Below are 25,850 nucleotides of genomic sequence, written 5' to 3' on the forward strand. Positions count from 1 at the left end.
CAGGCCGCCGATGGTGGTGGCCTCGCCGATGCCTTCGACGCCGTCGCTGCAGCGCAGGCGCAGCACCACCAGGGTTTGCTGCTGCATCGTGTGCATCGCCAGCTTGTGCGGGCGGATGGTCGGCAGGTCGACGATGATTGCGTCCAGCCGTTCGATGGTCGGGCTTGTCATGCAAAAAGCTCCAGTTCAGTCAGTAGAAGAGTCAGGCCGTCGCCACTTGCGCCTGGCGCCGGCCACTGGCCAGGTGCACGGCCATGGCAAGCGCGGCGATCGCGCCGGGGATGGCGAAGGCGATGAAATTGAGTTGCAGCGGCAGGTTGATGCCCATCAGCGCACCGCCGAGCAGCGGGCCGACGATGGCGCCGTTGCGGCCTATCCCTGAGGCCCAGCCCAGGCCGGTGGAACGCACCGACAGGCCGTAGAGCTGGGCAGCACCGGCATACAGCAGGATCTGCGTGCCGATGGTGGTGGCGCCGGCGATGAAGATCAGCAGGTAGAGAACGGGCATCGGGCTGTTGACGCCGAGCAGGCTGATCGACAGCGCCGCCGCGATGAAGAAGGCCACCTTGACCTTGACCAGGTTGTAACGGTCGCCCAGCCAGCCACCGAGAATCGCCCCGGCCATGCCGCCGAAGTTCAGCGCCAGCAGGAACGACAAGCTCGAGCCCAGGCTGTAGCCCGCGTTGGCCATCAGCTTTGGCAGCCACGAACTCAGTGCGTAGACCATCAGCAGGCAGCAGAAGAACGCCAGCCACAGGGCCAGGGTGCGGATGGCCAGACCATTGCGGAACAATTCCAGTACCGAGGTGCCGCCACCTTTGCGGTCGGTCGCCAGCAGCAGGTCGTCCGCCTGTACGTCGCAGCCCGGGTCCAGGCGCTTGAGCAGCGAGCGGGCCTCTTCGGTACGCCCCTGGCGCACCAGGAAGCCGATGGACTCAGGCAGGTAATACAGGATGACCGGCAACAGCAGCAGCGGTACCGCTGCGGCAAAGAACATCGATTCCCAGCCAAAGCGCGGCAGCATGAAGATGCCGACACCCGCCGAGAGCATGCCGCCCAGGGAATAGCCGCTGAACATGATCGCCACCAGCGTGCTGCGCAGGCGTTTGGGTGCGTATTCGTTCATCAGCGCCACGGCATTGGGCATCAGGCCGCCACAGCCGAGGCCGGCGATGAAGCGGTAGATGCCGAACTCACTGGGGCTGCTGGCAAAGCCGTTGAGGATGGTCGCCCCGGAGAACAAGGCGAAACAGATGGCGATCCCTTTCTTGCGCCCGATGCGGTCGGCCAGGCTGCCGAACGCCAGGGCGCCGAACATCATGCCGAACAGCGCGTAGCTGCCCAGTGCGCCGGCCTGCAACGGGGTCAGGCCCCACGCTTTCATGATCACCGGCAGCACCACGCCGTAGATGAACAGGTCGTAGCCGTCGAAGATCAGCAGCAGGCCACACAGGGCCATGACCAACCAGTGGAAAGGCGTGAAGCGGGCATTGTCGATGATCGGGTGTACGTCAAGGGTTCGCATGGCATCTGTCTCTCTTGTTGTTGTTTTGGAGGAACGCTTTGCATGGGTAGGGTTCAGCCGAGATCACCGCCCCCCACCGGCAGGGTCACGCCGGTGATGTAGGAGGCCTCGTCGGAAGCCAGGAAGAGGATGGCGCCGACCTGCTCGTCGATGCTGCCGTAGCGGTGCATCAGGCTGCTGTCGAGGGTCTGGTCGACGATCTGCTGGTACCAGGCCTTGTCCTGCTCGCTCTGCTCGCTGTTGTTGCGCGGCACCCGCCGCGGTGGCGCCTCGGTGCCACCGGGGGCGGTGGCATTGACGCGGATGCCGCGGCCAGCGGTTTCGAAGGCCAGGCACGCGGTGAGCGCGTTGACCCCGCCCTTGGCCGCGCCGTAGGGCACGCGGTTGACGCCACGGGTGGCGATCGACGAGACGTTGACGATGGCCCCGCTGCCACGTTCGAGCATGTAAGGCAGCGCCGCGTGGCAGCACCACAGGGTCGGGAACAGCGAGCGGCGCACTTCGGCCTCGATCTGGTCCACCTCATAGTGCTCGAAGGGTTTGGCCCAGATGGTGCCGCCGACGTTGTTGACCAGGATGTCGAGGCGGCCGAAGGTGTCCACCGCCGTGGCCATGACCCGGGCGCAATCGGCATGCAGCTCGAGGTCGGCGGTGAGGGTCAGCATGCCCTCCCCGGCCAGTTCGTGGACCAGCTCGGAACGGTCCACCGCCACCACCTGCGCACCTTCGGCCTTGAGCCGCCAACACACGCCGCGGCCAATGCCCTGGGCGGCGCCGGTGACCAATGCGATCTTGCCTTGGAATCTTGAGTTCATGTGCATCTCTCCAGTTCACCACGCCATCTGAGGGAGGGGCTTGTCGGGTCGCCGAACCGCCGCGAATGCGTCCGACCAGGCACAGTTGTTGAACCTGCTGGCCTCTTCGCGGGCATGCCCGCTCCCACAGGGACGGTGTTTCACTTCGGAATAAAAGGAGGCCGCCGTCACCCGCACGATGCCGGCAGCCCCGAGGAAACTCAGGCCGCAGCCGCCGCGAACTTCTCGTAGTAGAAATTCGCCGGGGTGATGCCCTGCTCGCGGATGTACTGGCTCACGGCCTCGACCATCGGCGGCGGCCCGCACAGGTACACATCGACATCGCCGTCGTTGAGGTGCTGCGGCGCAATGTGCTGGGTCACGTAGCCCTTCTGCGGGTACTGGCTGTCGGGGTTGGCCACGCAGGCGCTGAAGGTGAAGTTGGCGATGCGCGCGGCCAGTGCCTGCAGGCGGTCCAGCTCGACCAGGTCGAAATCGTTGGTGACCCCGTAGATCAGGTGCAGTGGGTGCTCGCTGCCCTGTTCGGCGATCTTCTCCAGCATCGCCGTGAACGGCGCCAGGCCCGTACCTCCGGCCAGCAGCAACAGCGGGCGCTGGATCGGCCGCAGGTAGAAGCTGCCCAGCGGGCCGGCCAGGCTCAGGCTGTCGCCGGCCTTGGCCAGGCTGGTAAGGAAGCTGCTCATCAGCCCGCCCGGTACATTGCGGATCAGGAAGCTGACCTCGCCGTCCTTCTGCAGCGAGCTGAAGGAATAGGCACGGCTCTGGTCGCTGCCCGGCACCTTGAGGTTGACGTATTGCCCCGGCAGGAACGCCAGGCGATTCAGTGCCTCGCCCTTGATCGACAAGGCGATGGTGCTGGCCGACAGCTGGCGCACATCGCTGATGGCCGCTTCGAAACTGGCCTGTTCGGTCTTGCACAGTTGCGACGATGCCGGAATGCGCACCACGCAATCGCTTTCGGCGCGCATCTGGCAGGTCAGCACGTAGCCTTCGGCGATCTCGTCTTCGCTCAGGGCGTCTTCGATGAAGTTGTCGCCCAGGTCGTAACGCCCGGACTCGGCCTTGCACTTGCAGGTGCCGCAGGCACCGTCGCGGCAGTCCAGCGGAATGTTGATGCCCTGGCGGTAGGCGGCGTCGGCCACGGTTTCATGGCCGCTGGCCTCGATGAAGCGGGTGACCCCGTCTTCGAAATTAAGTGCGATCTGGAAGCTCATGTTGCACCTCGCGGGCGAGCCTGCCCGCAGCGCGCCAGTTGGCACACCGAGCGGCTCGCGTTACCTCGTATCAGATGTGGTAGATGTCGATGACCTGACGCACGTAGTCGTTCTTCAGCACCACCTTCTTGGCCTTGATCAGCGGCTGCTCACCGCGCAGGTCGAGGGTGTAGATGCTGGTGCCGAAGTAGCTGTCGGTGGTCTTGTAGCGGAAGCTCAGGGTTTGCCAGTTGAAGCGCACCTGGCAGCTGCCTTCGCCCTGTTCGACGATCTCGATGTTGCTGATGTTGTGCGAGGTGCGGGTGTCCGGCACGGTCGCACTGGAGCGCTCGGTCTTGATGCGGAACACGCGGTCTTCGAGGCCGCCACGGTTGCCGTACCAGATCAGCGAGATTTCGCTCTGGGGGTCTTCGGTCAGGGTGTCGTCATCGTCCCAGGACGGCATCCAGAAGGTCGCATCGCTGGCATACAGCTCCAGCCACTGGTCCCACTGGGCATCGTCCAGGTAGCGCGCCTCGCGGTAGAGGAAGTCGCGCACGGTGTCATGCAGGCTCATTGCACGGCCTCCACGGGGATCAGTTGCTGTTCCTGTTCGAGGGCTTTGATCATGGTGTCCTGCCAGTACTTGTGCTGCAGCACGAACAGGCCTTCGTCCTCGGTGCGTACGCCCGACAGCAGCGGCTTGAGTTCGATTTCCTTGGCGGCCTCATCGGCCCCTTCGACCCAGTGCTGCGCGCCACGGGACATGTCGTTCCAGCCGGTGCCGCCGCCGTAGCCGGTCTGGCACGAGCGGAACTCTTCCAGGTCATCCGGGGTGGCCATGCCGCTGACGTTGAAGAAGTCTTCGTACTGGCGGATGCGCTTGGCCCGGGCATCGGCGCTCTCGCCTTTCGGCGCGATGCAGTAGATGGTGATTTCGGTCTTGTTCACCGAAATTGGCCGGGCGATGCGGATCTGCGAGCTGAACTGGTCCATCAGGTAGACGTTGGGGTACAGGCACAGGTTGCGCGAGTTCTCGATCATCCAGTCGGCGCGGGCCTGGCCGAAATCGGCGGCCAGCTGGTCGCGGCGCTCGAAGGCCGGGCGGTCTTCGGGGTTGGCCCAGCGGGTCCACAGCAGCAGGTGGCCGTGGTCGAAGGAATAGAAGCCACCGCCCTGCTTGGCCCAGGCGCCGGCGCTCATGGTCTTGATCTCGTCACCCGCTTCGCGCTGCTTGCGCTGGTTCTGGGTGGCGGCGTAGTTCCAGTGCACGGAGCTGACGTGGTAGCCGTCGGCGCCGTTCTCGGCGGTGAGCTTCCAGTTGCCCTCGTAGATGTACGAGCTGGCACCGCGCAGCACCTCCAGGCCTTCAGGGGACTGGTCGACGATCATGTCGATGATCTTCGCCGACTCGCCAAGGTGCTCGACCAGCGGCTTGACGTCGGCATTCAGGCTGCCGAACAGGAAGCCACGGTACGACTCGAAACGGGCGACCTTGGTCAGGTCGTGGGAGCCGTCACAGTTGAAGCTGTCGGGGTAGCCGGCATTGCTCGGGTCTTTGACCTTGAGCAGCTTGCCGCTGTTGTTGAAGGTCCAGCCGTGGAACGGGCAGGTGTAGCTTGCGCGGTTGCCGCGCTTGTGCCGGCACAGCATGGCGCCGCGGTGGCTGCAGGCATTGAGGAAGGCATTGAGCTCCCCGTCCTTGTTGCGCGCGATGAAGATCGGCTGGCGCCCCATGGTCAGGGTGAGGAAGTCGTTCTTTTCGGGGATCTGGCTTTCATGGGCCAGGTAGATCCAGTTGCCCTCGAAGATGTGCTTCATCTCCAGGTCGAACAGGCGCGGGTCGGTGAACATCTCGCGTTTGCAGCGATAGACGCCGGTTTCACGGTCGTCCTCAAGCATGGCATTGAGGTAGTCGAATCCCAGGGACATGGCCAGGGTCTCCATTGTTATTGTTCAGACCGGGTCAGGTTAGGGGCTGCCCTGGGGCGGCAATATCCATCGTGTGCAGAGTGCTATCCGTTTTGTGCAAATATCGGCTCGATAGCATTTATCCATTGAACAGTGCGCAGTGCCTGAAGTAAGCTCGGGCTCATTCACTGGAGAGCAACATGCCGAACCACACCTGCAACCCCGCCAACCACACCGGTCGCACCCTGCGCCCTGTGCTGGCCGTTGCCGGCTGCCAGGCTGCTGCCAGCTATTACTTTGGGTATTGGTTTAGCCACTAGGCGCCGATACCCACACGGCGCCCACCTTCGAGGGGCCGCCGAACATGAGAATACTCAAACCCCCGGTCGGCTCCCCGACCGGGGGTTTTGCTTTTCAGGCCATTGCACTTTTACCGATTCGAACCGAGGACAGATTCATGAACTACGCCACTTATTACTACGCAAGCACCTATGCCTGGCGATTTAGCCAATCCCGTTCGGGCCAGCCTGCCGCCTCCGATCGGTCCCTTTCCGGTGGCAATGCTGCAGACAATCAATCAACGAATAGTCGAACACCTCGATAGGGCCGACCGCGCGGGCGAGAACCCGCCGTCCGCCCAGGGAACATACGCCATGCAAGCCTCGAACCTCGCCCTGCCCCTGACCCAACCGCACGCTGCCAACACCACCGTCAGCCAGCGCCTGCCCAGCCCGCACCTGCTCAAGCAGCAGATGCCGCTGGCCAGCGAACTCGCCCACCAGGTCCATAGCCACCGCCAGGCCATCCGCGCCATCCTCGAAGGCCGCGATGAGCGCCTGCTGGTGATCGTCGGCCCCTGCTCGATCCACGACCCCCGCTCGGCCCTGGAATACGCCGACCGCCTGGCCGCCCTCAGCCGCGAAGTCGATGACAAGCTGCTGCTGGTGATGCGCGCCTACGTGGAAAAACCCCGTACCACGGTGGGCTGGAAAGGCCTGGCCTACGACCCGCACCTGGACGGCAGCGACGACATGCATGCCGGCATCGCCCTGTCCCGTGGCTTGATGCTGAGCATGATCGAACGCGGCCTGCCGATCGCCACCGAGTTGCTGCAACCGATGGCCGCCGGCTACTTCGACGACCTGCTGGGCTGGGCGGCGATTGGCGCACGCACCACCGAATCGCAGATTCACCGGGAAATGGTCAGCGGCCTGGAACTGCCGGTCGGCTTCAAGAATGGCACCGACGGCGGCGTCGGCATCGCCTGTGACGCCATGCGCAGCGCTGCGGCGCCACACCGCCACTTCGGCATGGATGCGCAGGGCTACCCGGCAATCATCGAAACCCTGGGCAACCCGGACACCCACCTGGTGCTGCGCGGCGGCCACAAGGGCCCGAACTACGATGCCAACAGCATCGCCCAGGCTCGCCAGGGCTTGGCCAAGGCCGGGCTGGCAGCACGCATCATGGTCGACTGCAGCCACGCCAACAGCGGCAAGGACCCAACTCGCCAGCCGGCCGTGTTCGAGGACGTACTCGCCCAGCGCCTTGCCGGTGACCGTTCGATTGTCGGCGTAATGCTCGAAGGCCACCTGTTCGACGGCTGCCAGGCCCTGGGCAAGGGCGCGCTGAAATACGGCGTGTCGATCACCGATGGCTGCCTGGGCTGGAGCGCGACCGAAGCCCTGCTGCGCGAGGCCGCGGCACGTCTGTGAAGTGCCTGCAGCAAGCCTGGCGAGACATGACCCGATCAAGTGCGCTAGGCTTGCCGTTTTCACCCCCCAAGGAGTAGTACCCATGGCACGCGCCACTGCCCGTCACATCCTCGTTGCCAGCGAAGACAAGTGCAACGAACTCAAAGCCCAGATCGAAGCCGGTGCCGACTTCGCTGAAATCGCCAAGGCCAACTCCACCTGCCCGTCCAGCCGCCAGGGCGGTGACCTGGGCTCGTTCGGCCCAGGCCAGATGGTCAAGGAATTCGACACCGTGGTGTTCAGCGCCCCGGTCAACACCGTACAGGGCCCGGTGAAGACCCAGTTCGGCTACCACCTGCTGGAAGTGACCAGCCGCCAGGACTAAGTCATCGCATCCGATGACTATCCCTGTGGGAGCGGGCTTGCCCGCGAATAGGCCTGAGCAGACAACAAGGTTGCCTGGGCGGGCCTATTCGCGGGCAAGCCCGCTCCCACAGTTTATTTCAGGGATCTTGCTTTTTTGTGTGGGCTGGATGGCCCAAGCCGCGCCCACTCACGCGTTGACCGTCTACGGCGAAGCCCCTCGCTACGGCGAAAGCTTCCGCCACTTCGACTATGCCAACCCCGACGCCCCCAAGGGTGGCCTGATGCGCCGCTCGGCCATCGAAATCGGCCAGTTCGACCATATCCTGCCGTACATCGACAAAGGCATCGGCGTCAGTGAGGTCGATGGCTGGCTGTACGCACCGCTGGCGCAACGCTCGTTCGACGAGCCTTATACCGTTTATGGCCTGATTGCCCAGCGTATGGAACGTGGCCCGGATGACGCCTGGCTGCGCTTCGAGATCGACCCGAAGGCGACCTTCGCCGATGGCAAGCCGGTGCGCGCCGAAGACGTGCGTTTCAGCTTCGACAAGCTGATGGCAGAAGGCAGCCTCAAGTACCGCACCCAGTTCGCCGATGTCGCCGGGGTCACGGTCGAAGGCCCACAGCGGGTACGCTTCGACTTCAAGCAGCCCCACGGCCGCACCCTGGCCCTGGACCTGGCCAGCCTGCCGGTACTGCCCGAGCACGACTGGGCCAACCGCGACTTCGTCAACGGCGCCGGCTTCGACAAGCCGGTCGGCAGCGGCCCGTACCGTATCGGGCGCATCGACAACGGGCGCAGCATCACCTTCGAACGCGACCCTAACTGGTGGGCCAAAGACCTGCCCGTCAACCGCGGGCGCTACAACTTCGAACACATCCGCATCGAGTACTTCGGCGACACCGAAGTGGCGCGCCAGGTGCTCAAGGGTGGTGGTTACGACTACAATCGCGAGTTTTCCGCCACCGCCTACACCCTGGGCTACAACGGCGTGCCGCTGGACGATGGCCGCCTGCAGCGCGCGCACCTCGGCCCGGCCAAGCCACAGGCGGCCCAGGGCTTCGTGTTCAACCTGGACAAGCCGCAGTTCAAGGACCGCCGTGTGCGTCAGGCGCTGGCCATGCTCTGGGACTTCGAGTGGAGCAACCGGCAGATGATGCGCAACATGTACATCCGCCAGCAGAGCGTGTTCTCCAACACGCCACTCGCCGCCCGCGCCCTGCCGGATGCAGGCGAACTCAAGCTGCTCGGACCGCTGCGCGGCCGGGTGCCGGACGAAGTCTTCAACCAGGTGTTCACCGCGCCGGTTACCGATGGCTCGGGCATCATCCGCCCACAACAGTTGCAGGCGCTGGCCTTGTTGCAACAGGCCGGTTGGCACCCCGACGGCGATCGCCTGGTCAATGCCCAGGGCGAGCCGCTGGCATTCACCTTCCTCAACGGCCAGTCCGGCATGGAGCGCTTGCTGCTGCCGTGGAAACGCAACCTGGCACAGATAGGCATCACCTTGAACATCCGCAACGTCGACTCGGCGCAGTACGTGAACCGGCTGATGGCCCGCGACTACGACATGATCGTCACTGGCTATTCGGTCACCCTGTCGCCAGGCGCCGAGCTGTACAACTACTTTGGTTCGGCCGCCGCCAACGACCCGGGCTCGAACAACCTGATGGTACTCAAGGACCCGGTGGTGGACCAGTTGATCGATGGCCTGGTACGCGCCGACACCCAGGCCGACATGCTGCACCACGCCCATGCCCTGGACCGGGTACTGCAATGGAACTACTACTGGATCCCCAACTATTACCCACCGGGCAGCTCGACGGTGTGGTGGAACCGCTTCGGCCTGCCGAAAACCCAGCCCGCCTATGACGAAGGCCTGGACAGCTGGTGGGAAGTCAGCCCGACGGCGCTGACCAACGCGCAGATGGCCGAACGGCAGAAGGCCCAGCCATGACGAGTTACATCCTGCGGCGCCTGCTGCTGATCATCCCGACCTTGCTGGCGATCCTGCTGGTCAACTTCGCCATCGTTCAGGCTGCCCCCGGTGGCCCGGTGGAGCAGGCAGTGGCCAAGCTGCAGGGCCTGGGCGGTGGCGCGCCCGGTTCGCGGGTCGAGGTGGTGCACGGCGAGTCCCGTGCCACCCGCGGCCTGGACCCGAAGCTGATCGAGGAAATCAAGCGCCAGTACGGCTTCGACAAGACGGCGCCAGAGCGGCTGTGGCTGATGCTCGGCCAGTACGCCCGGCTGGACTTCGGCCAAAGCTTCTTCCGCGGCGCCAAGGTCACCGACCTGATCCTCGACAAGCTGCCGGTGACCCTGTCGCTGGGCTTCTGGGCCACGCTGATCACCTACCTGGTGTCAATCCCGCTGGGCATCCGCAAGGCGGTACGCCACGGCAGCCGCTTCGATGCCTGGAGCAGCGCGCTGATCGTGGTCGGCTATGCCCTGCCCTCGTTCCTGTTCGCGTTGCTGCTGATCGTATTGTTCGCCGGTGGCACTTCGCTGAACTGGTTCCCGGTACGTGGCCTGGTATCGGACGACTTCGACCAGCTCAGCCTGCTGGGCAAGGTTGCCGACTACTTCTGGCATCTGGTGCTGCCGGTCGGCGCCCTGGTGATCGGCGGCTTTGCCACCCTCACCCTGCTGACCAAGAACGCCTTCCTCGATGAAATCTCCCGCCAGTACGTGGTCACCGCGCGCGCCAAGGGCCTCAGCGAACGCCGCGTGCTTTACGGGCACGTGTTGCGCAACGCCATGCTGCTGGTGCTGGCCGGGCTGCCGCAGGCGTTGATCACCGTGTTCTTCGCAGGTTCCTTGCTGATCGAGGTGATCTTCTCCCTCGACGGCCTTGGCCGCCTGAGCTACGAGGCGGCCGTGTCACGCGACTACCCGGTGGTGTTCGGCACGCTGTTCATCTTCACCCTGGCCGGCCTGCTGTTCCGCCTGATCGGTGACCTGGCCTTCACCGTGCTCGATCCACGCATCGACTTCGACTCGAGGGCGCACTGATGCTGTCGCCAGTCTCGCGTCGTCGCCTGCTGCGCTTTCGCCGCAACCGCCTGGGCTGGGTATCGCTGTGGCTGTTTGCCGGCGTGCTGCTGCTGAGCCTGTGCGCCGAACTGGTGGCCAACGACAAACCCCTGCTGCTGAGCTACAAAGGCGACCTGTACCTGCCGGCGCTCAAGCGCTACAGCGAGCAGCAGTTCGGCGGCCAGCTGCCGTTCCAGCCGGACTACCGCAGCGCCTACGTGCGCCAGCTGATCGAAGGCCAGGGCGGCTGGATGCTGTTCGCCCCCATCCCGTTCAGCGCCGACACCCCCAACTACGACCTGCTGGTGCCGACCCCCAGCCCACCCAGCGCGAGCAACTGGCTAGGCACCGACGATCAGGGCCGCGACGTGCTGGCGCGGGTGCTGTATGGCACCCGCACCTCGCTGCTGTTCGCCTTTGCCCTGACGTTGATCAGCGTGCTGATCGGTGTCGGCGCTGGCGCACTGCAAGGCTATTACGGCGGCTGGGTGGACCTGTTCGGGCAACGCCTGCTGGAGGTGTGGTCGGGGCTGCCGGTGCTGTACCTGCTGATCATCCTCAGCGGCTTCGTCGAGCCGGATTTCTGGTGGCTGCTGGGGATCATGGCGCTGTTTTCGTGGTTGACCCTGGTCGATGTGGTGCGCGCCGAATTTCTCCGTGGGCGCAACCTTGAATACGTGAAGGCGGCCCGCGCACTGGGGCTGCCGGATACCCAGGTGATGCTGCGCCACGTGTTGCCCAACGCGATGAATGCGACGCTGACCTATGTGCCCTTCATGCTGACCGGGGCGATCACCACCTTGACCGCTCTGGACTTCCTCGGCTTCGGCATGCCGGCCGGGAGCGCTTCGCTGGGTGAGCTGGTGACCCAGGGCAAGCAGCACCTGGAGGCGCCCTGGCTGGGCTTTACCGCGTTCTTTGCGCTGGCGGTGATCCTGTCGCTGCTGGTGTTCATCGGGGATGCCCTGCGCGAAGCGTTCGACCCCAGAGGATAGGTTTTCAGGCCCGGCCTCTTCGCGGGCAAGCCCGCTCCCACAGCGTCGCCACAAAGCTGAAAAGTGTGGAATACCTGTGGGAGCGGGCTTGCCCGCGAAAAGGCCGGGCCTGCACTCACAAGATTCAGGTAGAAGAAGATGCACGACAGCGACAGCCTCAAGGACTACCCCCAGGTACGGCAACTGGCGATCCGCTCGCTGTTCGAGATCATCGAGCAGTCCAGCGAAGGCACGGTGATCGTCGACCGCGACGCTCGCATCGTCTGGATGAACGAGCGCTACGCCAGGCGTTTCGGCCTCACCGACGCCGCCAGCGCAATCGGCCAGCCCTGCGAGGCGGTCATCCCCGGCAGCCTGATGCGCCAGGTGGTGAGCAATGGCCGGCCGATCCTGCTGGATATGCTCGACACCCCCAACGAGCCGCTGGTGGTGATGCGCCTGCCGATCCACGATGCCCAGGGCGCACTGATCGGCGCCATCGGCTTTGCCCTGTTCGAGGAGCTGCGCAGCCTGTCGCCCTTGCTCAAGCGCTATTCGAGCATGCAACAGGAATTGGCCAGCACCCGCTCGCAATTGCGCGCCCGCCAGGCCAAGTACAGCTTCGCCCAGTTCGTCGGCAGCAGCCCGGCCAGCCTCGAGGCCAAGCGCCGCGCACGGCGCGGTGCAGGCAGCGATTCGCCGGTGCTGCTGCTGGGCGAGACCGGCACCGGCAAGGAGTTGCTGGCCCATGCCATCCACGCCGCTTCTGCGCGGGCGCACAAGGCCTTCGTCAGTGTCAACAGCGCGGCGATCCCCGAGACCTTGCTGGAAGCCGAATTTTTCGGTACCGCGCCCGGCGCCTTTACCGGTGCCGACCGCAAGGGCCGCAGCGGCAAGCTGCAACTGGCCGAGGGCGGCACGCTGTTCCTCGACGAAATCGGTGATATGCCGTTGGCGCTGCAGAGCAAGCTGCTACGCGTGCTGCAGGAAAAGGAGTACGAACCGGTCGGCTCGAACCAGATGCTGCGCAGCGATGTGCGCATCATTGCCGCCACCTCCATCGACCTGCAGGCCGCCATGGCTCGGGGGGCGTTCCGTGCCGACCTGTACTACCGGCTGAATGTGCTGCCGATCGCGGTACCGCCGCTGCGCGAGCGGGTCGAGGACCTGCCGGCGCTGTGCGAAGCGATCCTGGCCGAACTGGGCAGCCAGTACGAGCTGGAGCTCGATGCCCAGGCCTTGTTGGCGCGGCACGCGTGGCCGGGGAATATTCGCGAGCTGCGCAATGTGCTGGAGCGGGCGACATTGCTGGCTGACCAGCCACGCCTTGGCGTGGCCGAGCTGACGGCGGCGCTGGGGCCGTTGAGCCCGGTTGCGGGTCAGGAACAGCGGATGAGCTATCGTGAGGCGTGTGAACAGTTCGAGCGGCGGCTGATTGCCGGGGCGTTGGCCGAGTATGCGGGGAATGTTCCAGAAGCTGCCAGAGCCCTGGGGTTGGGGCGCTCGACGTTGTACAAGAAGATGGTTGCATTGGGTCTCTAGTTTGAGACATGTGTTTCTTTTTGGAGACAGCTGCGAGGGCTACGCCCTCGATCGCGGCTGAAGCCGCTCCTACAGCGTATCGCGGTCTCCTGTAGGAGCGGCTTCAGCCGCGATGGGCTGCAAAGCAGCCCCATGCAATCTCAAAATGTAGACACCGCTCATCACCAAACTCATTAATTCCTTTAAATTCAACTAGTTACAGATTTGGCACGATTCCCGCTATCTCCCGGTCACCCCATAACAACAAGACTCATCCAGGAGATCCATCCCGATGACCGTGCTCATCGCCCTCGCCGCCTTGGCCCTGCTGATGCTGGCCGCCTACCGCGGTTACAGCGTAATCCTCTTCGCCCCCATCGCCGCGCTCGGCGCCGTCCTGCTCACCGACCCGGCCGCCGTGGCCCCCGCGTTCACCGGGGTGTTCATGGAGAAGATGGTCGGCTTCATCAAGCTCTACTTTCCGGTGTTCTTGCTCGGCGCCGTGTTCGGCAAGCTGATCGAACTGTCCGGCTTCTCGCGCTCGATCGTCGCCGCCGCCATCCGCCTGCTCGGTACCCGCCAGGCGATGCTGGTGATCGTACTGGTCTGCGCCCTGCTCACCTACGGCGGCGTGTCGCTGTTCGTGGTGGTGTTCGCGGTGTACCCGTTCGCCGCCGAAATGTTTCGCCAGAGCAACATCCCCAAGCGCCTGATCCCGGCGACCATCGCCCTGGGCGCATTCTCGTTCACCATGGATGCCCTGCCCGGCACCCCGCAGATCCAGAACATCATCCCCAGCACCTTCTTCAACACCACCGCCTGGGCCGCGCCGTGGCTGGGGCTGATCGGCACGCTGTTCGTGTTCTGCAGCGGCATGCTTTACCTGCAGCGCCAACGCAACAAGGCCCAGCGCGCTGGCGAAGGCTATGGCAACAACCTGCGCAACGAGCCTGAGACGGCTGCCGACCTGACCCTGCCCAACCCTTGGCTGGCCCTGTCGCCGCTCGTGCTGGTGGGCGTGATGAACCTGCTGTTCACCCACTGGATCCCGCAGTGGTACGGCCCAAGCCACACCTTGCAACTGCCGGGCATGAGCGCGCCGGTAAACAGTGACGTGGCCAAGCTCACGGCGATCTGGGCAGTGCAGGCCGCGCTGCTGGTGGGCATCCTGATGGTGCTGGTCTGCGCCTTCGGGGTGATCCGCGAACGCCTGGCCGAAGGCACCAAGAGTGCAGTCGGCGGCGCCCTGCTGGCGGCCATGAACACGGCGTCCGAATATGGCTTTGGCGCGGTGATCGCCTCGCTGCCGGGCTTCCTGGTCCTGGCCGATGCCTTGCGCGGCATCCCCAACCCGTTGGTCAACGAAGCGATCACCGTGACCTTGCTGGCTGGTATCACCGGCTCCGCCTCGGGCGGCATGAGCATCGCCCTGGCGGCCATGAGCGACAGCTTCATCGCCGCAGCCCACGCCGCCAACATTCCCCTCGAAGTGCTGCACCGGGTGGCCGCGATGGCCAGCGGCGGCATGGACACCCTGCCGCACAACGGCGCGGTGATCACCTTGCTGGCGGTGACCGGGCTGACCCACCGCGAAGCCTACAAGGACATTTTCGGTATTACCCTGATCAAGACCCTGGCGGTATTCGTGGTCATCGCCACCTTCTACGCCACCGGCATCGTCTAAGGAGTTTCTGCATGACTTTGAAAGGCAAGACTGCACTCGTCACCGGCTCCACCAGCGGCATCGGCCTAGGCATCGCCCAGGTGCTGGCCCGCGCTGGCGCCAACATCCTGCTCAATGGTTTCGGCGACCCGGCAGCGGCACTGGCGCAAATCACCAGCCATGGCGTCAAGGTTGCGCACCACCCGGCGGACCTGTCCGATGTGGCGCAGATCGAGGCACTGTTCGCGATGGCCGAGCGCGAGTTCGGCGGAGTGGACATCCTGGTCAGCAACGCCGGCATCCAGCACGTGGCGCCGGTGGAGCAGTTCCCGATCGAAAGCTGGGACAAGATCATCGCCCTCAACCTCTCCGCCGTGTTCCATGGCACCCGCCTGGCCCTGCCCGGCATGCGCGCGCGCAACTGGGGGCGGATCATCAATATCGCGTCGGTGCACGGGTTGGTCGGTTCCATCGGCAAGGCGGCCTATGTGGCGGCCAAGCACGGCGTGGTCGGGCTGACCAAGGTGGTCGGGCTGGAAACCGCCACCAGCAACGTCACCTGCAATGCCATCTGCCCCGGCTGGGTGCTGACCCCGCTGGTGCAGAAGCAAATTGACGATCGTGCCGCCAACGGCGTCGAACCGCAGCAAGCACAGCACGATCTGCTGGCCGAGAAACAACCCTCACTGGCCTTCGTCACCCCCGAGCACTTGGGCGAGCTGGTACTATTCCTGTGCAGCGAGGCCGGTAGCCAGGTTCGCGGCGCCGCCTGGAACGTCGATGGTGGCTGGTTGGCCCAGTGACGGGCGGCCTGGGCCTGGCAACGGTCTTGCACTCGTTCATCTGCAAGGAGGCCCTATGCGCCCAAACCCAATGACCGCGATCTTTGCCCTGGCCCTGGCCGCCGCCGCTCCGGCGATGGCTGCCAGCCTCAAGGACGTCGCGCCCTATCCCGAGGCGGAAAAAGGCTTCACCCGGCAGGTCATCCACCTGCCCGCGCAAACCGATGAATCGGCCCACAAGCTGGAAATCCTGGCGGGCAAGACGCTGCAAGTGGACTGCAACCGCCAGCGCCTGGCCGGCAGCCTGGAGGAACACACCCTCGAAGGCTGGGGCTACAGCTACTACCGCCTGGACAAGGTCGGTGGCCCGGCCAGCACCCTGATGGCCTGCCCGGATGGCAAGAAGACCCAGGCCTTCGTGCCGGTGGTCGGTGAAGGCTTCATGCTGCGCTACAACAGCAAGCTGCCGGTCGTGGTGTACGTGCCCCAGGGTGTCGAAGTGCGTTATCGCGTGTGGTCGGCATCGCCTGACGTGCAAAGCGCTAAAGTGGAATAAGTAACCCCGAGGGCCTCGTCGTGGGGCCCTCGACCTCAAGCAGTATCGGGAGGTTCGGCATGAACGACGTGCTCTGGCGCCCCTCCACGGCGCAGATCGAAGCCAGCCGGATGGATGCCTTCCGCCGCCGGGTCAACCTGCGCTACAACTTGCAGCTCAACGACTATGCGGCCTTGCACCGCTGGAGCATCGAGCAGCGCGCGGCCTTCTGGCAAACCCTTGCCGACTATTTCCAGGTGGCCTGGCACACCCCGCCCAGCCAGGTCCTCAGCGAAGGCGCGCAGATGCCTGAAGCCCGCTGGTTCAGCGGGGCCACCCTGAATTTCGCCGAGCACCTGCTGCGCCGGCGCGACGACCGACCTGCACTGGTTTCGGTTCGCGAAGATGGCCAACGGGTAGTCTTCACCCATGCGCAACTGGCCGCCGAAGTCGCGGGCCTGCAGAAGGCGTTCAAGGCCGCCGGCATCGAGCCCGGAGACCGCATCGCCGCAGTCATGCCCAACACCTGGCAAACCCTGGTGGCGATGCTCGCCTGCAGCAGCCTTGGCGCGGTCTGGTCGACGTCTTCGCCAGAGTTCGGCCTGCACGGCATCATCGACCGGTTTGGCCAGATCGAACCGAAACTGCTGCTGGTCTGTGCCGGTTATGAATACGCCGGCAAGTCGATCGACCAGGTCGACAAGATCAACCAGGTCTGCGCCCAGCTCCCTGCGCTGCAGCAGTTGATTGTGGTGCCCCATACCCGCCCGCAGACACAGGCGTCTGAATTCAGCGCCTCCAGGGTCAGCCTGTGGGACAACTTCTACACCGCCGGCGGTGAACCGGTGTTTGCCTCGCTGCCGTTCGACCACCCGCTGTACATCCTCTATTCCAGCGGCACCACCGGTGTGCCCAAGTGCATCGTCCACCGCGCCGGTGGCGTGCTGCTGCAACACCTCAAGGAACACGGCCTGCACAATGACCTGAAGGCCGACGACGTGTTGTTCTACTACACCACCTGTGGCTGGATGATGTGGAACTGGCTGGCCAGCGGCCTGGCCGTCGGCGCCACCCTGGTGCTGTACGACGGCTCCCCCTTCCACCCCGGCCCCGAGCGCCTGCTCGACCTGATCGACGCCGAACGCATCCAGGCCTTCGGCACCAGTGCCAAGTACCTCGCCGCGCTGGAGCAGGAAGGCCTGGTACCGGCGCACAGCCATCGGCTGGACAGCCTGCGGCTGATCCTGTCCACCGGTTCGCCCCTGTCGCCACACAGCTACGACTATATATACGGCAAGATCAAGGCCGACCTGTGCCTGGCGTCGATGTCCGGCGGCACCGATATCGTCTCGTGCTTCGTGCTCGGCAACCCGACCCTGCCGGTGCGCCGCGGCGAGATGGCCTGCAAGGGCCTGGGCATGGCGGTGGAAGTGTGGAACGAACAGGGCCAGCCGGTGCTCGATGAAAAAGGCGAGCTGGTCTGCACCCGCAACTTCCCGTCGATGCCCCTGGGCTTCTGGCACGACGACGACGGCAGCCGCTACCACGATGCTTATTTCAGCCAGTTCCCCGGGGTCTGGGCCCAGGGCGACTATGCCGAGCAGCGCAGCAGCGGCGGCCTGCTGATACATGGCCGCTCCGATGCCGTGCTCAACCCGGGCGGCGTGCGCATCGGCACGGCCGAGATCTACCGCCAGGTGGAAAAGGTCGAAGAGGTGCTGGAAAGCGTGGCCATCGGCCAGGACTGGCACGGCGATGTGCGCGTGGTGCTGTTCGTGCGCCTGCGCGATGGCCTGCACCTGGACGACGCCCTGCGCCAGCGCATTCGCCAGGTGATCCGCCAGTACACCACGCCACGCCATGTGCCGGCGGTGATCGCCCAAGTCAGCGACATCCCGCGCACCCTCAGCGGCAAGCTGGTGGAATTGGCCATCCGCAACGTGGTGCACGGGCTGCCGGTGAAAAATACCGATGCCCTGGCCAACCCCCAGGCGCTGGAGCAGTTTCGTGACCGCACGGAGCTGCGCGATCAGGCATAATGGCGCCCTTTTTTCGCCCCGAAGCACAGGTGTCCCATGAAAGCTCAAGCCCGCCACATCCTGGTCAAGACCGCTGACGAAGCCGAAAAGCTCAAGCAGCGCATCGCCAACGGCGAAGCTTTCGATGTGCTGGCCAAGAAGTTTTCCATCTGCCCTTCGGGCAAACGTGGCGGCGACCTGGGTGAAATCCGCCCCGGGCAGATGGTCGGCGCGATCGACCAGGTGATCTTCAAGAAGCCCCTGCGCGTGGTCCACGGCCCGATCAAGAGCAAGTTCGGCTACCACCTGGTGCAGACCTTCTATCGCGACTGATAGCCACGGGCCACCTGACATTTTTGCCAGTTGTCCCTTGTTCGCACTTTACCTACAAATCTGGCAGGGCCGAAGCGGCAACACTGATACCGCTTCAGGTAGTGGTCCGTTCATGGACACGGAGACCTGCCTATGCGTTGCCCTCTCTTGCTGTTGCCTGCTGCCTTTTCCCTTCTGACCCTGCCACTGCTAGGTCACGCTCAATCGATGACGGTTTCGCCTGGTGACAACCTGGGCCCTAGCGTGCAAACCGCGGGGATTGACGATTTCACTATAAGCGGCGGAACAGTTGAGTCATTGCAACAAGGTGATGGCGAAGACAAATTTACAATGACTGGCGGGACACTGGGCTCATTGAACCAAGGCGGCGATCGCGACACCTTCACAATGCAAGGCGGGCGCATCTTCGGCGCCTTTGAAGATGGTGACGAGGCCTATTTCCAAGGCGGCCGGATTGGCCGGGTGGACCTGAAGCTCGCTGACAACGTGTTCGAAATGTCCCAGGAACTCGGGGTTGAAACCCGCATCGATGGCAATCTGGTCAGCGGCTTCGGCAACGACATCATCACCCTCAAAGGTGGCACTATTGGCGGCAACATCAGCACCAGTGGCGGCGTGGACGTCATCACCATCAGCGGCGGCGTACTGCAAGGCGAGGTTCGGGCAGGCCCCGGTAACGATACCTTCAACTGGTCAGGAGGCACCATTGTCGGAAGAGTCGACCTGAACACCGGCGACGATAAAGCGCAGATAAGCAACCTCACCGCGCAAATACTGACCATCGACATTGACGGGGGCACTGGCAAAGACACCTTGCAGCTCAGCAACAGTGAAGTCACCGGCGGTGCCCCCTACCTGAACTTCGAGACAGTCAACCTGCAGAACAGCCTGCTCATGCTGGACACCCCCCTGACACTGGGAGACACCAACAGCGGCACGGGAATGCTGAGCATTGATGCCAGCAGCAGGTTGACCTCCCTGCAGGGCAGGGTCTCGCCATTCACTGCGGGGCAACCTGCAACCGTGAGCAACAGCGGTACCATCGACCTCTCTTCTGGCAATGACGCCCAAGGCCGACTGACCATCGATGGCAATTACTTGGGTAACAATGGCAAGCTGCAGGTGAACAGCGTGCTCGCCGGCGACGACGGGCCATCCGACAAGCTGGTGGTCAGCCGAGGCAGCCTCACCGGAATCACGCGCCTGGAGGTCAATAACCTGGGTGGCACCGGTGCCGCCACGCACCAGGACGGCATCCAGGTCGTCGAAGCCCGCGATGGCGCCACCAGCACTGCCACGGCTTTTGTGCAGACCCAGACACTGTCGGTCGGTGCCTACGATTACCGGCTGTTCAAAGGCGGTGTGACCGCTGGTAGCGAGAACAGCTGGTACCTGCGCTCGACACTGGTGGCCGCACCTGCCCCGAATGCCCAAGCGCCAGAAACACCTGGTGAGCCCCCGGTCGAGCCTGCGGCAACCCCGCCCGTGGCCGCCCCGGCCCCCGGCCAGGCCGAGCTGCCAGCCCCTGTGGCAGGTGTCAGCGTGCCCCTGTATCGCCCAGAAGTTCCGGTGTATGCCGCTGCCCCACGGGGAGCGGCGATCATTGCCCGTCAGGCCTTGGGCACCTTCCACCAACGCCAGGGTGACCAGCAGCTGCTGACCGGCCAAGGCGGCTTGTCGGCCAGCTGGGGCCAGGCCTACGGCGGCGCGCTGCGCCAGCAGTGGAGCGGCACCGTCAGCCCGAGCCTGGACGGCAATCTGTCTGGGTTCAAGGTGGGCCAGGACCTGTATGCCAAGGTAAGCGATAACGGCTATCGCCAGCACCTGGGCCTGTATGTCAGCCACAGCCGGCTGGATGCCGACGTCAATGGCTTTGCGTTGGCCATGGAGGACCGCAGCGTTGGTGACCTCAAACTCGATGGCGACAGTGTCGGCGGCTACTGGACGCTGGTTGGCCCACAAGGCGGGTACCTCGACAGCGTGCTGCAGTATACGAAACTCGATGGCCGCGCCCGTTCCGACCGGGGCGACAAGCTGAACATCGACGGTCACGCCTGGACCGCTTCGCTGGAAACCGGCTACCCGTTCAACGTGTCCGAACGCTGGACCCTGGAGCCTCAAGCGCAGCTGATTGCCCAGAAAGTTTCGCTGGACAGCGCCAACGACAGTGTCTCGCACGTCAGCCACAAGGCCCAGGTCGAGCTGACCGGCCGGCTCGGCGTGCGCCTTGAAGGTGCCTTCAGCGGCAGCGGCGGCCGTCTGATGCAACCTTATGCGCAGCTCAACCTGTGGCACGCCGACGGCGGCCGCGACACCGTGACGTTCGATGGAGTGGATAAGATCAAGACCAACTACCGCTACACCTCGCTGCAACTAGAAACCGGCTTGGTCGCCCAGGTAAGCGAGGCGCTGAGCCTGCACGGTGGCGTGCAGTACACGAGCAATCTGGACAGCCGCCAGCAGGAAAGCAGCGCCGCCAACGTGGGCCTGCGCTTCAATTTCTAACGGCGCGCTGCCAGCAGGCCGAGGCCGGCGCAACCGAGCAGCGAGGCGCTGACCCGGTTGAACAGCCGGCGCGGCCCTGGCTGGCTGAACCAGCGTTGCATATAGGCACCCAGGCCCGAATAGATGGCGATCGCCGCCCACTCCAGCAGCAGGAACAGCACGCCGAGCCAGAGGAACTGCTCGCTTACCGGGGTGGCACTGCCGACCGTCACGAACTGCGGCAGGAAAGCGGTAAAGATCAGGATGGCTTTCGGGTTGCCCGCCGCGACCCAGAATTCCTGGCGCGCCAGGCGCCAGGTGCCGCGCGGGTGATCGCTGGCCACCACGGCCTCGCCGACCGGGGCGCGCCACAGCTGCCAGGCGATGTAGAACAGGTAGGCCGCACCCACCACCTTGATCGCCAGGAACAGGTATTCGCTGGTGTGCAGCACCACCGCCAGGCCCATGGCGGCCAGGGCGATCATGCCGCTGAAGGCGAGAATCCGCCCGCCACCGGCCACGCAGGCGGTGCGCAGGCCGTAGCGGCTGGCGTTGTGCAGCGACAACAGGTTGTTCGGCCCCGGCGCCATGTTCAGGGCAAAGCAGGCAGGGATGAATAGCAACAGGCTCGACAGGTCCATTTTGTTCTCCAGGCAATCAGACGCTACTGTCGATGCCAGCTCGGTGTCGGGTCAAGGTACAGCCAACGGCAAAAACTGTACGGCCGCGCGCCCGGCGCTGCTAAGCTGCCCCGCTGATCGAGGAACCTGTCATGCCCACTGCCCGCTCCCTGCTCTGGCACGACCCGGCACTGCCCTGGGTGGAAAGCCGCCGCGCCTGCCATAGCCGCGCCTGCTACAAGGCGCACAGTCACCCGACCTTCTCCATCGGCGCGGTGGATGCCGGCAGCAGCTGTTTCACCGGCGCTGGCGACGGGCAGGAGCGACTGACACCGGGCACCCTGGTGCTGGTGCCGGCGCAACGGGTACATGCCTGCAACCCCGAACCTGGCCAAGCCTGGAGCTACCAGATGCTGCATGTGGATGCCGGCTGGCTGGCACAGTTGCGCCTGGAGTCCGGGCTTGCAGCCGCCAGGCCAGGTGCCCCTGCGCGGATCAGCCGGGAACCGGCGCTGTACCGTGAATTCTGCGTACTGAACGACCTGCTGTTCTCGGCCGCGAGCAGCTGCGAAAAGGAAGCGGCGCTGGTGGCATTCCTCGGCGATCACGACTTTTCGGCGCAACCGACATCGCTCGCAGCCCCCGCGCCTGTGCTGGGGATGCCGACCTTGCGCGGGCTGATCGAACACATCGAAGCGCAAGACCTGGCGCAACTGAGCCTTGACCAGCTGGCCGGGCAAGCGGGCCTGGGCCGCTACCAGCTGATCCGTGCATTTCGCGCCGCCACCGGGCTGACACCCCATGCCTATCTGCTCAACGCGCGGGTCAACCGTGGCCGGCTGCTGCTGCGTGATGGGCTGGCGTTGGCCGACATTGCCTACCAGCTGGGGTTCGCCGACCAGAGCCACTTCCAACGGGTGTTCAAAGCCCATGTCGGAGTGACGCCGGGGCAGTACCGGCACGCGCAATAATCTTCAATACCGGCGCCAGGTCAGCAGCCCAGACTGCGGCTTTCCCCCCGAGAAAGCCCACCATGGAGCAGTTCCTGATCGTCGCCCTCGCCCACTTCCTCGCCCTGCTGTCGCCGGGGCCCGACTTTTTCCTGGTCGCCCGCACGTCGGTAGCGGCGGGTTGGCGCGTGGCCAGTGGCGCCTGCCTGGGCATCGCCCTGGCCAATGGCCTGTTCATTGCCATGGCCTTCGCCGGCCTGGTCATCCTGCGCGAAGGCAGTGTGCTGTTCATTAGCCTGCAACTGGCCGGTGCCGGCTACCTGCTGTACATCGGCCTGCTGTTCCTGCGCCATGCGGGTAGCAGTGAACTGACGGCCGTTGCTGCGCAGGGTTCGATCAGCAGTTGGTGGCGTGGCCTGGGCATGGGTTTCGTGTCCGGCGTGCTGAACCCGAAAAACGCGCTGTTCTACGCCAGCCTCGCCGGCATGGTGGCCAGCAGCAGCGCAGGTTGGAAGTGGCTCTACAGTGCCTGGATGTTCAGCATCGTGCTGCTGTGGGACCTGCTGGTGGCTGCGGCCATCGGCAACAAACGACTGCTGCGCCGCTTCGTGCGCGCCCTGCCGTGGCTTGAGCGGGCCTGCGGGGTCATGCTGATGGGGCTGGCCGGGGCCCTGTTGATTCATCTGCTGCCGGGCTGACCAGGCGCAGGCTGGCCAGGTCCATCAGGCTGAAGTGGCCACTGGCCCAGCCGCCGGTGTCGAGGTGCCAGACATTGCCCAGCTGCTTGGCCCGCAACACAGGCGTGTGGCCAACCAGCAAGGCACGCAGCCCTGCCACGACCTCGGTGTTGCCGTCTTTGAGGCGCTGACGCGACCACTGGCAAACCTCGCGAACACCGGCGTCGTCATCGAACAGCAGGCTATCGCGCAATGCCTGCCAGTCATTGAACGGGCTGTCGGCATGCAGCAGGCCGATCAGGCCCGCGTTGGTCTGTACTTCCAGGGCAATCGGCAACTGCAGAAACTGTTCGACAAAGACCGCCTGCTCTTCCTTGGGCTTGTCGATGAACCAGCCACCGCCCGCAGCGCGGTACATGTCCAGATCCAGGCGCCCGCCATGCAGGCACGTGATCGCCAGCGACTCATGGTTGCCCTGCACCGCTTGGAACCACGGCTGATCCAGCCACCACAGGCACTCTTCGCTGTGCGGCCCGCGGTCGACCAGGTCGCCGACGCTGAACAGCCGGTCCACACCGGGGTCGAAACCCACCGCATCCAGGCATTGCTCAAGCCGCCGGAAATGCCCGTGGATATCGCCCACGGCCAGGTCACGCCCCTTGTTGTTGGCGGTTACCCGCCGAAACCGGCTCATTACAATGTTCCTCTGCTGGCGCGCCCGGGCCGGCGTAAAATGGAGCGACACGCAGCCCGCCCCGGAGGTGCATCATGCGTAACGCTCTTGTGTGTGCCGTGCTCATGGCGCTGTCATTCAACAGCATGGCACAAGGCACCCCGCCTGCGCAGGTCGAGGTGCGTTTCGACCACCCGGAAAAGTACCGCGACGCCAGCCTCGATGGCCCAGGCTATGAACGCGGCGCCGACCCGTACGTGATGAAAACCCTGACCGAGTACCTGCAGAAACTCGGCCAGCGCTACCTGCAGCCCGGCCAGCAGTTGGTCATCGACATCCGCGACATCGACCTGGCCGGCCGCTACGAGCCGTGGCACCGCGAGGCCTACGATGTGCGCTTCATGCGTGACATCACTTGGCCGACCATCGACCTGAGCTACACCCTGACCCAGCCCGGCAAGCCCGACCAGCAGGCCAAGGAGCGGGTCAGCGACAAGATGTACCTGAGCCGGCCGGGCCGCGCTTCCCACAGCAGCGACCGCCTGTATGCGGAAAAGGCCATGCTCGACGACTGGTTCCGCCAACGTTTCGGGCCGCACGCGACGTCCTGAAGCCACCCTTTGCTGGTACAGGCGAGGGTGTCGGGGGTATGCTCGGCCCTTCGACCTGTACCAGGGATGGGACGCACCATGAAACTCTGTGCCGTACAACTGGCGTCGCGCAAGGGCGACCTGGCGGTCAACCTGGCTCGCCATCTGCGCTGCATCGAGCAAGCCGCGGCACTGGGCGCCGAGCTGGTGGTGTTCCCGGAACTGTCGTTGACCGGTTACGAACCGACCGTTGCACGCCAGGTGGCCCTGCCGGTGACGTCTGCCCGCCTCGAGCCCTTGCAGGTGCTTTGCGATGAGTTGGCTATCAGCGTGGCCGTGGGGCTGCCGCTGCCAACCGCCGAGGGCATTCGCATCGGCATGCCCATCCTGCGCCCAGGCCTGCCACCCCTGACGTATGCCAAGCAGCGTCTGCATGACGATGAACGGCCGTTCTTCACCGCCGGGGATCAACCCTTGGTGTTCGAAGCTGGGCCGCTGCAGATCGCCCCGGCCATCTGCTACGAGTCGATGTTCATCGAACATGCCACCCAGGCCCATGCGCTGGGTGCCGAGCTGTACCTGGTCAGCGTGGCCAAGACCGCCAAAGGCATGCGCGAAGGCAACGAGCATTACCCGGAGTTGGCACGCACCCTGGGCGTGCCGGTCTTGCTGGCCAACTGCGTCGGCCCGGCCGACAACTTCATTGGCGCCGGTGGTTCCGCAGCCTGGGACAGCCAGGGCAACCTGCTGGCAGCGCTGGATGACAAGGCTGAAGGCCTGATTCTGCTGGATACCGCCAGCAACCTGGCGCTCGGCATGCCACTGGCTGCTTCTGCTACCTGAAGTCATTGCCTGTACTGGCCCTTTCGCGGGCAAGCCCGCTCCCACAGGAGTACCACAGGTTTGAAGGGGTGGTGATCCTGTGGGAGCGGGCTTGCCCGCGAAGAGGCCGGTGCAGGCAAATCACAGGTCCAGGGCCAGACTTTGCCGCCCCTCCAGCGCCAGCAGATACTGCTTGGCCGTCAAGCCCCCGGCAAACCCGGTCAGGCTCCCGGACGCACCAATCACCCGGTGACACGGGGCAATGATCGAAATCGGGTTGCGCCCGTTGGCCGCGCCCACTGCCCGCACGGCACTGGGGTTGCCGATCTGCCGGGCGATGTCGCTGTAGCTGCGGGTCTGGCCAAAGGGAATGGTCAGCAAGGCCGCCCACACCTGGCGCTGGAATTCGGTTCCCGCAAAGTCCAGTTCCAGCTCGAAACGCTGGCGCGTGCCGGCGAAGTACTCGCCCAGCTGGCGGGCCGTTTCGCACAGCATCGGGTGGCGGTCATCGCGGTGCAGCTCGCCAAGCCGCACGCGGTTCTCGCGCTCCTCCTCCCACAGCACGGCGGCGAGCCGCTCACCGCGTGCCACCAGGGTCAGGGTGCCGACCGGGGACGACATGAACGTAAAGGCGCTGGACATCGGAATTCCCTACGGCAAACCAGTTTCA

At 64.8% G+C, this 25,850-nt stretch carries 24 protein-coding genes and 1 pseudogene; 16 read left to right on the forward strand and 9 right to left on the reverse strand.

Going from position 1 to position 25,850, the window contains the following annotated elements; translation table 11 throughout:
* The 6 genes and pseudogenes from CAF78_RS21940 to benA all read right to left on the reverse strand — a co-directional run.
* A pseudogene (locus tag CAF78_RS21940) lies at positions 1-171 on the reverse strand (muconate cycloisomerase); the annotation flags it as partial.
* 31 nt (positions 172-202) lie between these two features.
* On the reverse strand, positions 203-1,525 hold the full coding sequence (locus CAF78_RS21945) for an aromatic acid/H+ symport family MFS transporter (RefSeq protein ID WP_085678000.1): 1,323 nt from the start codon (positions 1,523-1,525) through the stop codon (positions 203-205).
* Between the two features lie 53 nt (positions 1,526-1,578).
* Positions 1,579-2,340 carry a 1,6-dihydroxycyclohexa-2,4-diene-1-carboxylate dehydrogenase gene (locus tag CAF78_RS21950; protein ID WP_085678001.1) on the reverse strand — a complete coding sequence of 254 codons (762 nt, stop codon included), beginning with the start codon at positions 2,338-2,340 and terminating at the stop codon, positions 1,579-1,581.
* Positions 2,341-2,540: 200 nt separating this feature from the next.
* A complete protein-coding gene (gene benC / locus CAF78_RS21955) occupies positions 2,541-3,554 on the reverse strand; it encodes a benzoate 1,2-dioxygenase electron transfer component BenC (RefSeq protein ID WP_085678002.1) in 1,014 nt (337 codons plus the stop codon).
* 70 nt (positions 3,555-3,624) lie between these two features.
* Complete coding sequence (gene benB, locus CAF78_RS21960; protein ID WP_085678003.1) at positions 3,625-4,110, reverse strand: benzoate 1,2-dioxygenase small subunit; 486 nt, start codon at positions 4,108-4,110, stop codon at positions 3,625-3,627.
* Positions 4,107-5,465 (reverse strand): benzoate 1,2-dioxygenase large subunit, encoded by a 1,359-nt coding sequence (gene benA / locus CAF78_RS21965; RefSeq protein WP_085678369.1) that lies wholly within the window; start codon positions 5,463-5,465, stop codon positions 4,107-4,109. The genes benB and benA overlap by 4 nt, the downstream gene beginning before the upstream one ends.
* A 632-nt stretch (positions 5,466-6,097) precedes the next feature.
* Between benA and CAF78_RS21970 the strand changes: the two genes are divergently transcribed.
* The 12 genes from CAF78_RS21970 to CAF78_RS22025 all read left to right on the forward strand — a co-directional run bounded on the left by CAF78_RS21970 (position 6,098) and on the right by CAF78_RS22025 (position 20,869).
* A complete protein-coding gene (locus CAF78_RS21970) occupies positions 6,098-7,159 on the forward strand; it encodes a 3-deoxy-7-phosphoheptulonate synthase (RefSeq protein WP_085678004.1) in 1,062 nt (353 codons plus the stop codon).
* An 82-nt stretch (positions 7,160-7,241) separates the two neighbouring features.
* Positions 7,242-7,523 (forward strand): peptidylprolyl isomerase, encoded by a 282-nt coding sequence (locus CAF78_RS21975; protein WP_009686645.1) that lies wholly within the window; start codon positions 7,242-7,244, stop codon positions 7,521-7,523.
* A 13-nt stretch (positions 7,524-7,536) separates the two neighbouring features.
* The gene (locus CAF78_RS21980) at positions 7,537-9,462 is read left to right on the forward strand and encodes an extracellular solute-binding protein (protein WP_085678005.1); all 1,926 of its coding nucleotides are present in this window, start codon (positions 7,537-7,539) and stop codon (positions 9,460-9,462) included.
* The gene (locus tag CAF78_RS21985; protein WP_085678006.1) at positions 9,459-10,517 is read left to right on the forward strand and encodes a microcin C ABC transporter permease YejB; all 1,059 of its coding nucleotides are present in this window, start codon (positions 9,459-9,461) and stop codon (positions 10,515-10,517) included. The genes CAF78_RS21980 and CAF78_RS21985 overlap by 4 nt, the downstream gene beginning before the upstream one ends.
* Positions 10,517-11,533, forward strand: coding sequence for an ABC transporter permease (locus tag CAF78_RS21990; RefSeq protein WP_085678007.1), 1,017 nt, complete (start codon positions 10,517-10,519; stop codon positions 11,531-11,533). The genes CAF78_RS21985 and CAF78_RS21990 overlap by 1 nt, the downstream gene beginning before the upstream one ends.
* 138 nt (positions 11,534-11,671) lie before the next feature.
* The gene (locus CAF78_RS21995) at positions 11,672-13,054 is read left to right on the forward strand and encodes a sigma-54-dependent Fis family transcriptional regulator (RefSeq protein WP_085678008.1); all 1,383 of its coding nucleotides are present in this window, start codon (positions 11,672-11,674) and stop codon (positions 13,052-13,054) included.
* Positions 13,055-13,325: 271 nt separating this feature from the next.
* Positions 13,326-14,717, forward strand: coding sequence for a GntP family permease (locus CAF78_RS22000; RefSeq protein ID WP_085678009.1), 1,392 nt, complete (start codon positions 13,326-13,328; stop codon positions 14,715-14,717).
* An 11-nt stretch (positions 14,718-14,728) separates the two neighbouring features.
* On the forward strand, positions 14,729-15,499 hold the full coding sequence (hbdH, locus tag CAF78_RS22005; RefSeq protein WP_085678010.1) for a 3-hydroxybutyrate dehydrogenase: 771 nt from the start codon (positions 14,729-14,731) through the stop codon (positions 15,497-15,499).
* 55 nt (positions 15,500-15,554) lie between these two features.
* Positions 15,555-16,034: a serine protease inhibitor ecotin gene (eco, locus tag CAF78_RS22010; RefSeq protein WP_085678011.1), complete on the forward strand. Its 480-nt coding sequence runs from the start codon at positions 15,555-15,557 to the stop codon at positions 16,032-16,034.
* A gap of 59 nt (positions 16,035-16,093) precedes the next feature.
* Positions 16,094-18,052: an acetoacetate--CoA ligase gene (locus CAF78_RS22015; protein WP_085678012.1), complete on the forward strand. Its 1,959-nt coding sequence runs from the start codon at positions 16,094-16,096 to the stop codon at positions 18,050-18,052.
* Between the two features lie 36 nt (positions 18,053-18,088).
* Complete coding sequence (locus tag CAF78_RS22020; RefSeq protein ID WP_016715601.1) at positions 18,089-18,364, forward strand: peptidylprolyl isomerase; 276 nt, start codon at positions 18,089-18,091, stop codon at positions 18,362-18,364.
* Positions 18,365-18,496: 132 nt separating this feature from the next.
* The gene (locus CAF78_RS22025; RefSeq protein ID WP_085678013.1) at positions 18,497-20,869 is read left to right on the forward strand and encodes an autotransporter outer membrane beta-barrel domain-containing protein; all 2,373 of its coding nucleotides are present in this window, start codon (positions 18,497-18,499) and stop codon (positions 20,867-20,869) included.
* Here the strand turns inward: CAF78_RS22025 and CAF78_RS22030 are convergent.
* The gene (locus CAF78_RS22030; RefSeq protein ID WP_027919217.1) at positions 20,866-21,489 is read right to left on the reverse strand and encodes a LysE family translocator; all 624 of its coding nucleotides are present in this window, start codon (positions 21,487-21,489) and stop codon (positions 20,866-20,868) included. The two genes, CAF78_RS22025 and CAF78_RS22030, sit on opposite strands and share 4 nt — an antisense overlap.
* A 131-nt stretch (positions 21,490-21,620) precedes the next feature.
* Here CAF78_RS22030 and CAF78_RS22035 point away from each other — a divergent pair, with 131 nt between their 5' ends.
* Both CAF78_RS22035 and CAF78_RS22040 read left to right on the forward strand, forming a co-directional pair.
* Complete coding sequence (locus CAF78_RS22035) at positions 21,621-22,439, forward strand: AraC family transcriptional regulator (protein WP_085678014.1); 819 nt, start codon at positions 21,621-21,623, stop codon at positions 22,437-22,439.
* 62 nt (positions 22,440-22,501) lie between these two features.
* Positions 22,502-23,116: a LysE family translocator gene (locus CAF78_RS22040; protein ID WP_085678015.1), complete on the forward strand. Its 615-nt coding sequence runs from the start codon at positions 22,502-22,504 to the stop codon at positions 23,114-23,116.
* On the opposite strand, the gene CAF78_RS22045 is transcribed toward CAF78_RS22040, so the two are convergent.
* Complete coding sequence (locus CAF78_RS22045; RefSeq protein ID WP_085678016.1) at positions 23,064-23,789, reverse strand: metallophosphoesterase; 726 nt, start codon at positions 23,787-23,789, stop codon at positions 23,064-23,066. The two genes, CAF78_RS22040 and CAF78_RS22045, sit on opposite strands and share 53 nt — an antisense overlap.
* A gap of 74 nt (positions 23,790-23,863) precedes the next feature.
* Between CAF78_RS22045 and CAF78_RS22050 the strand changes: the two genes are divergently transcribed.
* The gene (locus CAF78_RS22050; RefSeq protein ID WP_085678017.1) at positions 23,864-24,379 is read left to right on the forward strand and encodes a DUF3016 domain-containing protein; all 516 of its coding nucleotides are present in this window, start codon (positions 23,864-23,866) and stop codon (positions 24,377-24,379) included.
* A 78-nt stretch (positions 24,380-24,457) separates the two neighbouring features.
* The gene (locus CAF78_RS22055; RefSeq protein WP_085678018.1) at positions 24,458-25,201 is read left to right on the forward strand and encodes a carbon-nitrogen hydrolase family protein; all 744 of its coding nucleotides are present in this window, start codon (positions 24,458-24,460) and stop codon (positions 25,199-25,201) included.
* 120 nt (positions 25,202-25,321) lie between these two features.
* Here the strand turns inward: CAF78_RS22055 and CAF78_RS22060 are convergent, their stop codons facing one another.
* The gene (locus CAF78_RS22060) at positions 25,322-25,822 is read right to left on the reverse strand and encodes a methylated-DNA--[protein]-cysteine S-methyltransferase (RefSeq protein WP_085678019.1); all 501 of its coding nucleotides are present in this window, start codon (positions 25,820-25,822) and stop codon (positions 25,322-25,324) included.
* Positions 25,823-25,850 lie beyond the last annotated feature (28 nt).

It is taken from the genome of Pseudomonas sp. R28(2017) (genome assembly GCF_002112505.1).
GTDB lineage: Bacteria > Pseudomonadota > Gammaproteobacteria > Pseudomonadales > Pseudomonadaceae > Aquipseudomonas.